The sequence below is a fragment of the Lutibacter sp. HS1-25 genome (genome assembly GCF_004121075.1).
Classification (GTDB): Bacteria; Bacteroidota; Bacteroidia; order Flavobacteriales; family Flavobacteriaceae; genus Lutibacter.
Genome location: NZ_RHLN01000139.1, coordinates 15,363 through 31,346, shown reverse-complemented (window position 1 = coordinate 31,346; position 15,984 = coordinate 15,363). Strand labels below are relative to the sequence as shown.

The following is a 15,984-nucleotide window of genomic DNA, read 5'->3' as shown; positions in this document are numbered from 1 at the left end:
GCAATTCGAGATGCATCAACACCACCTTTTTCACGGGCAAGGTGTCCATCTCCAGTTTTGTAAAAAGAAATATCCCCGATAGTTCCTTTTAACTTAATAATGCCATTTTGTCTAGCCATAATTGTATAAAATTTTTAATTCTCAACAAAGCAACTTATCTTTAGGTAAAAATTAAAAAACCAATAGTTATCCATTCCTAAACATTCCTTTTCTTCCGAAAAGGTGCAGTATAGATAAAGCATAGATACTCCTAGGATAAAGTATGGATAGTGTATGAAAACAATGAAAATAGTTAGAGCCTGCATATACCCAAAAGACATCCAGTGCATCACCGGCAGAACTGAACGCTATGGACGTAAATTACTCAATGAAATAAAACTTCACTTTGGGAAGGAGCGTCATCAGTTTATTACTTCAGAAGAATTTGCAGAATACAGTGGTATCAATGTGGAAATTGTAAATGAGTATTTGCAGAAAGTTTCATAAGACAGCTCCCCTACCTTTTTTATTAGTTTATATGCTATTACATATAAATTAATAATTTCAACCTAAAATATACGCAATTACATATAATTTATTACATTTACATTATATTATACTTAAAAGCATATAATGAAAGACTTAGCGAAGTTTGTAAAGGAACGTAGAAAAGAAGTGAATTTAACTCAGGAAGAATTCGCTGAAAGGACTGGTGTTGCCTTAACCGTTATACGTAAAATTGAACAGGGCAAAACCAATTTGAATATGGATAAGGTAAATTTAGTACTTCAAATGTTTGGGCACAAATTAGCGCCAGTAAGTTTAAAAGAAAATGAAATAACTAATAGTTAAACTATGAGAAGTGCACACATTTTATATGACACCACCCTTGCAGGTACTTTAGTTGAAACCAATGATGGGGAATATACTTTTACGTACACAAGTGATTATGTACATAATTTCCCAAATCAATTTATCACATTTACTTTACCCGTTCGAGAAGAACCTTATAAAAGCAATCGTTTATTTCCCTTTTTTGAAGGATTAATTCCTGAAGGTTGGTTGTTAAATATTGCATCAAAAAACTGGAAAATAAATCCAAATGACAGAATGGGCTTGTTATTGGCTTGTTGTCAAAACTGCATTGGAGCTGTAAGTGTTCAACCAATAAAGGAAGAAAATGAAGCATAAGTGTTTATATTGTTATAAAGAATTAGCTTCAGAAACCGACTTTCACGAAAAATGTAGTCTCGCTTTTTTTGGAACAAAAGAAGCTCCAAAACTAAATTATTCATTCGAACAAATGACTGATTTGGCTAAAAACGTTGTAGAACGAAGTATTTCAGTTCCTGGAGTACAACCAAAATTATCTATGACTTTTGACGAGCACGCAAAAGATCAGCGCTTAACTGTTGTTGGAGCATTGGGTGGAAACTATATTTTTAAACCACCTTCTAATGATTTCCCAGAAATGCCAGCAAATGAACATTTAACAATGCGTTTGGCCGAACATTTAAAAATCAAGACGGTTCCCTCCTCTTTAATCCGATTAAATTCGGGTGAATTATCGTACATCACAAAACGAATCGACCGAACAGAAGATGGAAAAAAAATTCATATGTTGGATATGTTTCAAATTACTGAAGCCTTTGATAAATACAAAAGCTCGATGGAAAAAATTGGAAAAGCCTTAGGTCAATATTCAAGCAATACTTTATTGGATAAACTTTTCTTTTTTGAAATAACTGTATTTAGTTTTTTAACAGGAAACAATGATATGCATTTAAAAAACTTTTCAATGATAGAAACCAATTCCAATTGGATTTTGGCACCTGCCTACGATTTGTTAAATGTTGCAATTGTAAATCCTGAAGACAAAGAAGAACTGGCATTGACCTTGGGAGGAAAAAAGAATAAATTATCCAAAGAAGATTTTATAAAATTAGGTCAAAATTTAGCCTTAAACGACAAACAAATAAAGGGTGTTTTTAAACGGTTTAAAAATAGTCAACAAGAAATTATAAAGATTGTAAACACATCTTTTCTTTCCGAAAAAATGAAAGAAAATTATATTAAAATAGTAAGCAAAAGAGCAGCTATTTTATTTAACTAAATCTTTAAAAATCATAAAATTTAATACTGTTTAGTGCTATTTAGTCAATTGAAAGTTGTATTTTTATATTTCAAAATGAAGGAAAAAAGCTACTAAAAAAAGGTCATTTTTTATGGTAGTTAAATGGACACCTCAACTTCTTTGACATCTCTAATCGCTTATAAACATTGATACATAGGAAACAAGTTTGAATCTTGTCGAGGTCACTAAATCTAAGCTCTTATAGAAATATAAGAGCTTTTTTATTTTAGGCTATTCAATATTTAAACTCAATAAAACGGATTCAAATTTTTCCTTTCATCCCCTTTTTAATTTAAAAAAAGAACCTTACAAGCAACTTCAACACTGAGGAAATTGAGAAAAGATACCGCAACAAAGTTCGAAGTAAATTAAGTGAAATATTAAATTTATTCGTTTTAAATAAAATACTATAAACAAAAAAATATAAGAAATGACATACCTTATCCATTCCTAAACATCCCCTTTCTTACAAAACGATACTGCATTGACTTCTAAGATAAAATATAAATAGTTTATTAAAATAGTGGATAAACAAATAAAATAAATAGTTTGGTATAAACCCACAACTTAAAATAAAATTGTACTAAACAATCAAACAATACAAAATTATTTAAAATGAAATTCCATATAAATTTTTGTAATAATTATATTTCTTATTTTTGAAAAAAATGAGTACTTATGAGAATTTTTACCTTCATTATTTTTGCTTTTTCGTTTCAGTTTATTTGCGCTCAAAAAGAAATTGATTCACTACTTCTTGTATTGGAAAATACAATGGCTAACCGTAATGAATACGACATTCAAAAAGAACTTCGCATTAACAATTTAAAAAGTTTATTTAAAGATGAAAGTCTTAGCATTGAACAAATTTATCAAATCAACAATAATATTATAGAAGAATATGAAGCCTATTCTTTTGACAAAACATTGTTTTATATAGAGCAAAATATTTCCATAGCAAAAAACTTAAATAACCTGTATTTTATAGACGAATCAAAACTAAATTTATCAAAACTTTTAGCTTCTTCAGGACGGTATGAAGAGGCTATTGATATTTTAAACGAAATTGAAAGAAGTAGTCTTTCAGAAAAATTATTGAATAATTATTACAGCAATTATAAAAAAATATTTGCCGATTTAAGTTTTTATTCATTAGCAATTGAAAATAAAGAAAAATACCAAAACTATTACAAAACTTATACAGATTCATTACTAGCAAGATTAGATCCCAGTACCGAAGACCATTTAGCTATTATTGAATCGAGATTTAGAGACAATAGGCAATTGCTGGAAGCTTTAAAAATAAATGATCGCCGACTTGCAATTTCAGATATAGGAACAAGAACATATTCTCAGGTTACTTTTGAAAGGTCACTTTGTTATGAACTTGACGCCAATAAAACCGAACAAAAAAAATATTTAATCTTATCTGCCATTTCAGATATTAAATCGGCTGTTAAAGACAATGCGTCGCTCTCATCACTAGCAATGCTATTGTTTGAAGAAAATAAAATTGACAGGGCACATAAATACATAAACTTTTCATTTGAAGATGCTGATTTTTACAATTCCAGACTTCGATTTATTTTAATCTCAAATATCCTCCCAGATATTACAAAAGCATATGAAGAGCAAATTGAAGAACAAAAGGAAAAGTTACAAACGTTTCTTGTTATAATTAGTGTTCTTGGTTTAATTTTACTACTTACCGTTTTTTATATTTTTATCCAAATGAAACGTTTGGGACGCGCAAAAAACGAGTTACTAAAAGCAAATGAACAACTTAAAGATCTAAACATTACACTAAACAAAAAAAATAAAGAATTAGAAAACCTTTATGATGATCTTTCAGAATCTAGCTTGGTTAAAGAACATTATATTGGCACTTTTTTAAATATTCATTCAAATTATATAGACAAGTTAGATACTTATCGAAAAATGGTCAAAAAACATATTGTAACAAAAAAAGTAGCTGACTTATTTGAAAAAACAAAAACAAACCATTTAATTCAGGAAGAATTAAAACTTTTTTACAAAAATTTTGACGACACTTTTTTACATATCTATCCAAATTTTGTTGAAAAATTAAATGATTTATTGGTTGAAGAAGGAAAAATAACGCTTAAAAACAAAGAATTTTTAAATACTGAACTTCGTATTTTTGCTTTGATACGTTTAGGAATTACAGACAGTTCTAAAATTGCCAAATTACTTCGTTATTCTGTAAATACAATTTACAATTACCGCGTTAAAATTAAAAATAACGCTGCTGTTCCAAGAGATAATTTTGAAAATGAAGTGATGAAAATTGGTGCTTCTAAAAAATAAATCCAACCTAGTATAAAGGTAAATTTATACATAATAATGTTAAATATAACCAATTTATAAGTTATAATTTCCACTTTTTTTTATTTCAAAAAAATACATAACATATTATATATTAATATTTTATGTGTTTTTTAGTATCCAAAACATCCACTTTAACACTACTTCAAATAGCAATACGCTTGTTTTTACAATTTCTTTACATCATCAATTAAAATGACTTGTATTTAAAAGTCACGAAATCGATATAGAAATTAAATAGCACACAATGTGCAAATGCAAAACAAACTTAATAATTATCATTAAAAACAATCAAACATGAAATTTAATGAATGTCCAAATTTAAAAGCATCGTTTAGATACGTTGTTTTAATCTTGTTAATTTCCTTTTCAACTTATGCACAGCAAAGTTCAGTAAAAGGGAAAGTAACAAACAGTGCAGGTAAACCTATACCTGGAGTTTCTATTTTATTAAAAGGAGCCTCATCAGGAACAACCTCAAATTTTGATGGAGAATATCAACTCTCTATTCAAAATCCATCTAGCGCAATACTAATATTTAGTTATGTTGGTATGAAAACTGTTGAAATTAATGTCTATGGAAAAACCAACATAGATGCAGTTTTAGAAGAAAATGTTATGGCAATGGAAGAAGTTGTTGTTGTAGGTTATGGATCTCAACAAAAAAAAGACATTACAGGGTCTGTTTCTGTTGTTAAAGCCGAAGATTTTGATTCAAGACCAAATACGCAAGTAGCTTCTTTAATTCAAGGTAGAGCTACTGGTGTTCAGGTACTTTCTAGTTCAGGTAAGCCATCACAAGGCTTAAGTATTCGTATTCGTGGAACAAATTCAATCAACGCAGGAAGTGAGCCTTTGTATGTTTTAGATGGTGTTCCTACTACCGACACAAGATCTATCAACCCTTCTGATGTTGAGAGTATTACCATTTTAAAAGATGCTTCTTCAGCCGCAATTTACGGAGCCCAAGGAGCCAATGGTGTTGTTATTATTACCACTAAAAGAGGTACTTCTGCAAAACCTACAATTACACTCGACACTTATGCTGGTGTTTCTCAGGTTTGGAATACGCTACCGGTTTTAAACGGAGAGCAGTATAGAGATTTAATGACAGAAATGGGTCAAAATACTGATTGGGATAAATACAATAAAAATACAGATTGGCAAAAAGAGATTTTTCAATCTGGTTTATCTCAAAACTACCAAGTTTCTATGAGCGGAAAAAGCAACAATACAAACTACTACCTTTCAGGAGGTTACACAAAACAAACAGGTGCTGTAAGAAGTTCAGAAATGGATAGAGCCAACTTCAAAATTAATTTGGAACAAAAAGTAAGCGACTGGTTAAAAATTGGAACAAGAGTTGCCTATTCAAAATATTCTGATGTTGATATTAACGACAATTCGAGTGTAAATTCTGGTGGTGTTTTATTAGGTGCTTTAAATACACCAAGCATTATTGGAATTTACAATAGTGACGGAACTTTTACAAGCAACCCTTTTCAAAACTGGGAAAATCCAATAGCTAGTACTGATGGTAGCGAAAGAGAATACAACAACCGAAGATTTCTTGGAAATATTTATTTAGAAATTGAATTCTTAAAAGATTTTACCTTTAGATCAAATTATGGTATTGACGACAGTAACGGAATTTATGACTATTTTTTAGATCCATACAGAACCAGTTATGGTAGAGCTTTAAAAGGTAGAGGTCAATACAATACAGATAATTCTTTCTATTATATTTTTGAAAATACGTTGAAATATAATAAAGAAATTAAAAAACATAAAGTTGAAGCTTTAATTGGTGCTGTTAGTCAAAAAAACTACTGGGAAAACAGTGCTATTGAAAGAAGAAATTTTGCGAGTGATGGTATTGAAACTGTAAATGGTGGTTCTGAAATTATTACTGCTACCGCTTACAAATCAGAAAAAGCAAATTCTTCATTTATTAGTAGAATCAACTACGATTATGACAATAAATATTTAGCAACTGCTAACTTTAGAGCTGATGGTTCAAGTATTTTTGGACCCGACAATCGTTGGGGATATTTTCCTTCATTTTCATTAGGATGGAGACTTTCCGAAGAAAATTTCTTAAACCAATCTAAAACAATTAACAACCTTAAATTAAGAGCTGGTTGGGGTATTGTAGGTAATGACCAAATTAATAATTATGCTTATTTAGGTAGAGTTGGTAGTGGTGCAAATTACCCTATTGGTGGTATCACTATGCCAGGTACCTACCCTGCTTCTATTGAAAATTTAGCACTAAAATGGGAGGAATCTCAGCAAACAAATATTGGTATTGATTTAGGTTTATTAGATGGCAGAATCCTTTTTACTGCCGATGCTTATGTTAAAAACACAAGCGATTTATTATTAAATGCTCCATTACCAAAAAGCACAGGTTTTGACAGTGCTATCCAAAACATTGGCGAACTTCAAAACAAAGGTTTAGAGTTTGGTTTAAATACCATAAACATTGATAAAGAAGTGGTTTGGTCTTCAACTTTAAATATTTCATTCAATAAAAATGAGGTGATTAATTTGGTGGGACAAGAAATTTTCCAAGGCGGAATTGCAGGAAGAGGAGATGCTAGTTTAATTAGAGAAGGGCTTCCTTTAGGAACTTTATATGGTTATGAATTTGGCGGTGTGGATAGCGCTACAGGTAATGCATATTACATTAACAATGCAGGTGAAGCAACTTTTTCTCCTTTGGCTGAAGACCGAAAAATAATTGGTGATGCAAACCCAGATTTCTTTTATTCTTTCAACAATGAAGTTTCTTACAAAGGTTTTGGTTTAACTGTATTTTTACAAGGTTCTCAAGGAAATGATATGCTAAATGCTACTAAAATTGAAGCTGAAGGTATGCTAGATCCAAAAAACCAATCGCTTACCGTTTTAAACAGATGGAGAAATCCAGGAGACGAAACTAGTATTCCAAAAGCAACTTGGGGAAGCACAGACAACTCAAGAATTTCAACCAGATTTATTGAAGATGCCTCTTACTTAAGATTTAAAACCATTACACTTAGCTATAATTTTTCTGAAAAAATAATGGACGAACTTAAAATGGGAAGTTTAAGAATTTATGCTACAGGCGAAAACATATTCACCATTACAAACTATTCAGGTTTTGATCCTGAAGTAAATGCTTTTGGCGGTAGTAATTCTGTTAGAGGAATTGATTACGGAACATATCCTCAAACAAGAAACATCATTTTTGGTATCAACGCTACATTTTAATAACTAAAGAAATAGTATTATGAAATTAAATAAAATAATAGTTGCATTGGCTGTAACATTTACGTGTATCTCTTGTGAAGATTATCTGGATTTAAGTCCAATTTCAGAAGAAACATCTGATAATGCCTACAACAGTGCCAGTCAAATAGAAGCAGCACTAACAGGTGCTTACGAATCTTTTCAATCATCCGATTATTACATTTGGGACAATGTACTTTTTCAAGATGTACGATCTGATAATTATTACGCAGGTGGCGACAATCCTGAAGTATTTTCAATGGATTTTTTAACCATTTCGCCAACCAACTCAAAAGTATTTGGTAGTTGGTCTAACTTATACAATGCCATTGCAAAAGCAAATACGGTTATTGATAAAGTTGAACAGGTAAACGATGTTAATTTAACTGAAGTTAGAAGAAAGCAAATTAGTGGTGAAGCCTATTTTTTAAGAGCTTATCACTATTACAATTTAGTAAAATCTTGGGGCGGAGTTCCACTAGTATTAGAAGCTGTAAAATCTGCAAATCCTGAAGATGTGCGTATTCCAAGAGCTTCAGCAGAACAAGTTTATGAACAAATTATTGTCGATTTACAAATGGCAGCTTCATTGCTACCTGATACCTATGGAAATGATGCAAGTGTTAATAAAGCAAGAGCAACTGCAGGTGCTGCAAATGCATTGGCTGCAAAAGCGTGTTTGCAAAAACCCAATCCAGATTATTCAAAAGCGTTGGCATTTATAAATAAAGTTGAAACTAGTGCTGCAAATTACACATTAATCAACTATAAGGATTTATTTGATGGAAATCATTACAACAATAACGAGTCTATTCTTGAAGTTCAATTTTTAGGAGGAGACGAAGGAAACTGGGGACCACAATTGTTATTACCTCCATCAATTTCAGGAGATACTTGGAGAAAGTTTGTAACACCATCTCATAATTTAGTTGATGCTTTTGACTCTGCAGGAGACGTTGTTAGAAAAAATGCAACTATTTTATTTGAAAAAGTACAATGGATTGATGAGTACTGGGGAAATGAAATTAATTACTCAATTCCTTTTGGATATAAATGGAAAAACGCCAACGGTTGGGCTAGTCCAGATCGTCAATATATTTTAAGATATGGTGATATTGTATTGTTAAAAGCGGAAGCTTTAAACGAATCTGGTCAATTAGATTTAGCTGCTGCTGAAGTTAATAGAATTAGAACACGTGTTTCTTTACCCGAATTAACAAGCGAACAAAAGGCTTCTAAAGAAGTTTTAAGAAATACCATTTTAAACGAAAGAAGACTTGAATTGGCGCAAGAAGCACAACGTTGGGACGATTTAGTAAGATACGGTGTAGCTGTTTCAACAATGAATAATTTAGTTGAAATTGATTTAAGAACGGGTAGTGCTGTAAATTATAATATGACAGAAGCTAAGATTTTATTGCCAATTCCTCAACAAGAATTAGACAGAAATCCTGCATTAGTACAAAACCCTTTATAAGACTAAAAAACAATAAAAATGAAACATATATATATAAAAATAGTTTTCTTATTAGCGGTGATACTTACGGTTGGCGCTTGTAAAGAAGAAGATAATTTACAACCTGAAGGCTTATGGGATCTTTCTGTACCTTCAATTGTAGCTCCTGAAAACAATGCTAAAATTGTACTGGATGAAAACAATGCGTCTGAATTAATAACATTTAACTGGACACCTGCAACCTCTTCACTTGGTTATGGCGTTTATTATTCGGTAATTATTGTAGATGCTGAAAACCCAGATTATGAAAACCCATTGATGGAAATTACTGCTGAAAATGGCGGAAAAGGACTTTCAGCTTCTGTTTCTTATGAAGATTTAGATACTGCTTTGTCTCTTGCAGGGTTTAACGCAAATACCGATGTAAATTTAATGTGGGCTGCTGTTGCAAAATCTTTAAGTAAAGAAGAAATGGGTACAGGTAACTTAACTGTTACTCGTTTTGAAAACGAAATTATTCCAACACAGTTATTTATTTCAGGAACTGCAACTGAAAGCGGTACAGATATGGCTCAAGCAATTTCTTTAAGAAGATTAAACAATTCAGAAGGAAATCCTTCAAATATTTATGAAATGTATACAAGTTTAACAGCCGGAAATACCTTTATGTTTTACAGCGAACAATCTTTACCTGCTCATAAATATGGAGGTGCTGAAGATGTACTTGTAAAAAATGGAAATCCTATAAGTGTTGCTGAAAATGGCGAATACAGAATTACGGTTAACTTAGATAACAATACATACTCGTTATTAAAAATTGATAGATGGAATGTAAAAGGAAGTCCAATTATTGGTGGATGGGGAAGCGATGAACCTTTAAAATACATTGGTGGTGGTGTTTGGCAAGCAACAATGGATCTTGTAAATACCGGAGGTTTCTTATTTAGAGCCGATGTACCAAATGAAGGTTATTGGAATTATTTACTAAAACGTGTAGTTGGTACTGCAAATGAAGTTATTATGGAATCTCAGGCAGGTGATCAAGGGTTGTCTTATGAAGATATTCCTTCGGAAGTAAAAGGAACTATGATTGTTACTTTAGATCTTTCATCAAATGCATATACGTATTCTATTGAAAAAGATCCAAATGCAGCTGAACCAATTGAGACTCCAGAAACATTGTATTTATTTGTAAACAATACCATGATTGAAGAAATGACAAAAGATGAAGACATTTTTAAAAATAGTAATTATTTAGCATTACAAAACGGAGATGTTGTTACCTTAAATACAGCTTCAGATGGTACAGGCACAAGCTTTACTATGTTCGCAAACATTGGAGCTACAGATTCGCCTAATGATGTTAAAGTAAGTGTAAATTCAGATTTAAGCGCTGGAAGCGATGCTATTAATGTTGAAAGAGACCAAGCTTATAGTTTTAGCGTAGATTTTGCAAATGCTAAGTTTACTTGGAGTTATTATAACATATTTTTATTTCATTGGGATGAAGTAAATCAAAAATGGGATGACAGAGATGAGTTTTTATTAACCTATGTTCACCCATATAAATTTACAACTACAGCCAGTTTAAAAGCAGGTTTTGATATGAAATTTTTCTCTCCTTGGGATAATGATTTTGGAGCTAATAACCCAAGTGCTTTAACAGGAACAATGACAAATCACGGAGGTTCTAACTTTAGAAATATTACTACCGATGGTTCTTACAATATCTCCATCGAAATTACAAACGACTATGCTTCGGCTACTTACAAGTTTGCCAAATAATTAAAACAAAACCAGCTGCTTAGGCAGCTGGTTTAAAACTATACACATGAAAAATAAATTTATAAATTTCACAAAAAGTTTTTTTATTACACTTTGCTGTATTGGAATCCAAATTGGATGCCAAAGCTGCGAAAAGAGTGATGACAATACAGTAGTACCTCCTCCTGTTGTTAAACCTGTTAATGTAGATTTTTACTTAACAAAAGCTGATAAATCTATATTATTTACAAAGCAACAAACAGGTATTTCATCTTATGTTGAAAACAGTTTACCAACCATAAATGTAATGTCAAATGTTGCTTATCAAGAAATTGATGGTTTTGGATATTCATTAACTGGCGGAAGTGCGTTGCATATTAACAAAATGTCTTCATCTGCAAGAGCAAATTTGTTGAAAGAACTTTTTAAAACTGATGGTAACAACATTGGTGTAAGCTATTTAAGAATTAGTATTGGCGCTTCAGATTTAGATGCTGCTCCTTTTTCATACAACGATTTGCCTGCAGGTGAAACCGATGTGAATATGGATAAATTTTCTATTAGTGAGGATCAAAAAAATTTAATTCCTGTGTTAAAAGAAATTTTAGCAATCAATCCAGCAATTAAAATTATGGGATCTCCTTGGTCTCCTCCTACTTGGATGAAAACCAATCAAAATTCAAAAGGTGGTAGTTTAAAACCTGAATATTATGATGCTTATGCTAAGTATTTTGTAAAATATGTGCAAGCAATGGCTTCCGAAGGAATTACAATTGATGCCATTACAGTTCAAAACGAACCGTTACACCCAGGTAACAATCCTAGTTTATTAATGGAAGCTGCAGATCAAGCTGTTTTTGTAAAAAATCATTTAGGCCCTGCATTTGAAACGAATGGAATTGCTACCAAAATCATAATTTACGATCACAATGCCGACAGAACCGATTATCCTATTTCAATTTTAAACGACCTAGATGCAAAAAAATATATTGATGGTTCTGCATTTCATTTATATGGTGGAAATATCAACGATTTAACAAAAGTTCATACTGCTCATCCTGATAAAAACCTATATTTTACGGAGCAATGGGTTGGTTTAAATGAAAAATTTGAAGATAATTTAAAATGGCATACCCGAGAACTTATCATTGGCGCTACACGAAATTGGTGTAAAACTGTATTGGAGTGGAATTTAGCAGCCGACTCAAATTTAGAACCACATACTGATGGCGGTTGTACAGAATGTTTAGGCGCTTTAACAATTGATGGAAATAATGTTACTAAAAATGTGGCCTATTATATCATTGCACACGCATCAAAATTTGTAAGACCAGGTTCTAAAAGAATAAATTCAAACAACATTTCTGAATTGCCAAATGTTGCTTTTAAAACGCCAAACGGTGCTATTGTTGTGATTGTTTTAAACAATACTGGAGTTCAAAAAACCTTCAATATAAATGCTGAAAACGAACCAATTACAACAACTTTAGATGCAGGCGCAGTTGGAACGTACATTTGGTAAAAACCTTTAAATTTTAATAAAATGACGTATAAATATATAACGTTCATACTAACAGTATGCACCATAGTTTCTTGCTCTAAACCAGCAATCAAAGAAACTCAAAAACAACAAACTACAGTAACTTCAATTAAAAAAGAAGCTACTGTATATGCTACAGTTCAAGATAGTGATTTAAAACTATCGTTAACCGGAAATTATAAATTCAGTAATGCTATTCAGCCTTTAGAAACTGAAGTTGCCATTTTTGTAAATACAAACAAAACCTTTCAAACAATGCTGGGTATTGGTGGTGCTATTACAGATGCTTCTGCTGTGGTTTTTGCTAAATTACCTAAAGACAAACAAGAGGAATTTTTACAAGCTTATTATAGCAAAAATGGTATTGGGTATAATATCATAAGAACAAGTATTCATAGCTGCGACTTTAGTCCTGAAAGTTTTACTTATATTGAAGAAGGCGATAAAAAATTAACAACTTTTTCTATAGAAAAAGACAAAGAATTTAGAATTCCAATGATTAAAAAAGCAATGGATCTTATTAAAAATGATGTTGTTTTTTATGCAAGTCCTTGGAGCCCACCTCCTTTTATGAAAGGAAAAAAAGACATGTTACAAGGCGGGAAATTATTACCAGAATTTTACCAATCTTGGGCTACTTATTACACCAAATTTATCAAAGCTTATGAAGCTGAAGGAATGCCAGTTTGGGGAGTTACTATTCAAAATGAACCGATGGCAGTACAACGTTGGGAATCGTGTATTTATACTGCGGAAGAAGAAAGAGATTTCTTAAAAAATTATTTAGGCCCAACTTTTGAAAAAGAAGGTTTAGGAGATAAAAACATTGTAGTTTGGGATCATAATCGCGATTTAATTTCACACAGAGCTAACACCATTTTTGAAGATCCTGAGGCAGCTAAATATGCTTGGGGAATTGGATTTCACTGGTACGAAACTTGGACAGGTGCTGAACCAAATTACAATAACTTACAAAACATCAACGACTCCTTTCCTACCAAAAACTTATTGTTTACTGAAGGTTGTCAAGAATCTTTTGATCCTACACAATATCAACGGTGGTCTAATGCCGAGCGATATGGGAATTCTATGATTAACGATTTTAACAATGGTGTTGTTGGCTGGACAGATTGGAATGTGTTGTTAGATGAAACCGGAGGTCCAAATCACGTTGGAAATTTCTGTTTTGCTCCTATTCATGCTGATACTCAAAAAGGTGAATTAATTTATACACCAACGTATTATTATATAGGTCATTTTTCAAAATTTATCAGACCTAATGCTAAAAGAGTAAGTACAACTTCAAGCAGAAGTACACTTGAAGGTACTTCTTTTATAAATGAAGATGGAACAATTGCAACCGTTGTAATGAATAAAACAGCTGCTGAAATTACATATAAATTAATAGTTGACCAGAAGGAAATAACTCTAAATATTCCTGCACATGCTATTCAAACAGTTAATTATTAATTATTATAAAATAATAATTATGACAGCACATTTTGGATTTTGGGATTACCTTATCTTCGTTGCCTATGCGGTATTAATTTTAGGCGTTGGATTGTGGGTATCCAGAGATAAAGAAGGACATGAAAAGAATGCCGAGGACTATTTCTTGGCTAGTAAAAGTTTGCCTTGGTGGGCTATTGGAGCAAGTTTAATTGCAGCCAATATTTCTGCAGAACAATTTATAGGAATGTCGGGGTCTGGTTTTGCACTGGGCTTGGCAATTGCTTCTTATGAATGGATGGCAGCACTAACTTTAATTATAGTGGGAAAATATTTTCTACCTATTTTTATTGAAAAAGGATTGTATACCATTCCTGAATTTGTTGAAAAACGATTTTCAACTAATTTAAAAACCATATTAGCGGTTTTCTGGATTGCTTTGTATGTTTTTGTAAACTTAGCCTCAGTATTGTATTTAGGGTCATTGGCTTTAGAAACAATTATTGGAATTCCAATGATCTATGGCGTGATAGGTTTGGCTTTATTTGCTGCAGCTTATTCATTATACGGAGGTCTTTCAGCAGTTGCTTGGACAGATGTGATACAAGTGATTTTCTTAGTTTTAGGAGGTTTAGTTACTACTTATTTGGCTTTGAATACCGTTTCAGACGGACAAGGAGTTATGGAGGGTTTAAAAGTTGTTTATGATGCAGCTCCAGATCGTTTTGCCATGATTTTAGAAGAAGGAAATCCAGAATTTAAAAACTTACCAGGAATTGGGGTTTTAGTAGGTGGACTTTGGGTAGCAAACTTATACTATTGGGGTTTCAACCAATACATTATTCAAAGAACCTTGGCTGCTAAATCATTAAAAGAATCTCAAAAAGGTATTTTATTAGCAGCAGGATTTAAATTAATTATTCCTGTAATTGTAGTAATTCCTGGAATTGCAGCCTATGTTATGGTACATGACCCTGAAATTATGGCTCGTTTAGGTGCAGCAGGATTGAAAAACTTACCATCATTAGAACAAGCAGATAGAGCTTACCCTTGGTTGTTACAATTTTTACCAACAGGAATGAAAGGATTGGCATTTGCAGCATTAGCAGCAGCCATCGTATCGTCTTTAGCTTCAATGTTAAATTCAACATCAACCATTTTTACCATGGATATTTACAAACAATACATCAATAAAAATGCAAGCGACAAACAAACTGTAAATGTTGGAAGATTGTCTGCAGGTGTAGCTTTGGTAATTGCTTGTATTATGGCGCCACTTTTAGGAGGTATTGATCAGGCATTCCAGTTTATTCAAGAATATACAGGAATTGTTTCTCCAGGTATTTTAGCCGTATTTATGTTGGGTCTATTCTGGAAAAAAACAACCAACAAAGCTGCAATTATTGGTGCGTTGGCTTCTATTCCAATTGCTGTTGCATTTAAAACTACAACAATGCCTTGGATGGATCAAATGGGGTTGACAGCTGTATTAACAATGGTTGTTATTGTAATTGTGAGTTTAATTCAGCACAAAGGAAAAGATGATGAAAAAGCAATTGAAGTTACCAAAGAACTGTTTAAAACCAGTCCGTTATTTAACATTGGTTCTTTTGCTATTATGTTGATTTTAGTAGCCTTGTACTCAATTTTTTGGAAGTAATATTCACAAAAAAATTTCATAGCATTTGATATAATTAGGTGCTATTTATAATTATACATCTTATAATATCGGTTAATAAGATTAAATGTTAAAACCAATTAATAGATATCAAATTATAGATCAACAAAACTTACAAGGCACAATAAAATCCTTTAAAAATTAGGAAATTTCAAATTAGTTTAAATCTTGTTTATTGTTATTAAAACTAAGCTCTTATAGAAATATAAGAGCTTAGTTTTTTAGGTAATAGAATGTTTAACCTCAACAAAACGGATTCTAATTTTCCCTTTTAATTAGTTTAAATCATATCTGTAGTTACTAAAAATAAGTTTACATCCTTTCCCAGATATTGTTTTATTATAAATCAAACTATTTAAACTTCT

11 protein-coding genes are annotated in these 15,984 nt (G+C 31.7%); all 11 read left to right on the top strand.

What is annotated here, in order from left to right; all coding sequences use genetic code 11:
* The first annotated feature begins 282 nt into the window (after positions 1 to 282).
* Entirely contained in the window at positions 283 to 486 is a 204-nt protein-coding gene (locus EC396_RS13990; protein ID WP_129367216.1) for a hypothetical protein, read from the top strand.
* A 126-nt stretch (positions 487 to 612) separates the two neighbouring features.
* The gene (locus EC396_RS13985; RefSeq protein ID WP_129367215.1) at positions 613 to 831 is read left to right on the top strand and encodes a helix-turn-helix domain-containing protein; all 219 of its coding nucleotides are present in this window, start codon (positions 613 to 615) and stop codon (positions 829 to 831) included.
* 3 nt (positions 832 to 834) lie between these two features.
* A complete protein-coding gene (locus EC396_RS13980; protein ID WP_129367214.1) occupies positions 835 to 1,170 on the top strand; it encodes a HipA N-terminal domain-containing protein in 336 nt (111 codons plus the stop codon).
* Entirely contained in the window at positions 1,160 to 2,092 is a 933-nt protein-coding gene (locus EC396_RS13975; RefSeq protein WP_129367213.1) for a HipA domain-containing protein, read from the top strand. The genes EC396_RS13980 and EC396_RS13975 overlap by 11 nt, the downstream gene beginning before the upstream one ends.
* A gap of 699 nt (positions 2,093 to 2,791) precedes the next feature.
* A complete protein-coding gene (locus EC396_RS13970; RefSeq protein WP_129367212.1) occupies positions 2,792 to 4,441 on the top strand; it encodes a DUF6377 domain-containing protein in 1,650 nt (549 codons plus the stop codon).
* Positions 4,442 to 4,756: 315 nt separating this feature from the next.
* Positions 4,757 to 7,714 (top strand): TonB-dependent receptor, encoded by a 2,958-nt coding sequence (locus EC396_RS13965; protein WP_129367211.1) that lies wholly within the window; start codon positions 4,757 to 4,759, stop codon positions 7,712 to 7,714.
* Between the two features lie 19 nt (positions 7,715 to 7,733).
* Positions 7,734 to 9,209, top strand: a complete 1,476-nt coding sequence (locus EC396_RS13960) for a RagB/SusD family nutrient uptake outer membrane protein (protein ID WP_129367210.1) — start codon at positions 7,734 to 7,736, stop codon at positions 9,207 to 9,209.
* Between the two features lie 18 nt (positions 9,210 to 9,227).
* Positions 9,228 to 10,973 (top strand): SusE domain-containing protein, encoded by a 1,746-nt coding sequence (locus EC396_RS13955; protein WP_129367209.1) that lies wholly within the window; start codon positions 9,228 to 9,230, stop codon positions 10,971 to 10,973.
* A 46-nt stretch (positions 10,974 to 11,019) separates the two neighbouring features.
* Positions 11,020 to 12,474 (top strand): glycoside hydrolase family 30 beta sandwich domain-containing protein, encoded by a 1,455-nt coding sequence (locus tag EC396_RS13950; RefSeq protein WP_129367208.1) that lies wholly within the window; start codon positions 11,020 to 11,022, stop codon positions 12,472 to 12,474.
* Between the two features lie 21 nt (positions 12,475 to 12,495).
* Entirely contained in the window at positions 12,496 to 13,962 is a 1,467-nt protein-coding gene (locus tag EC396_RS13945; RefSeq protein ID WP_129367207.1) for a glycoside hydrolase family 30 beta sandwich domain-containing protein, read from the top strand.
* A 19-nt stretch (positions 13,963 to 13,981) separates the two neighbouring features.
* Positions 13,982 to 15,601 carry a sodium/sugar symporter gene (locus EC396_RS13940; RefSeq protein ID WP_129367206.1) on the top strand — a complete coding sequence of 540 codons (1,620 nt, stop codon included), beginning with the start codon at positions 13,982 to 13,984 and terminating at the stop codon, positions 15,599 to 15,601.
* Positions 15,602 to 15,984: the final 383 nt, after the last annotated feature.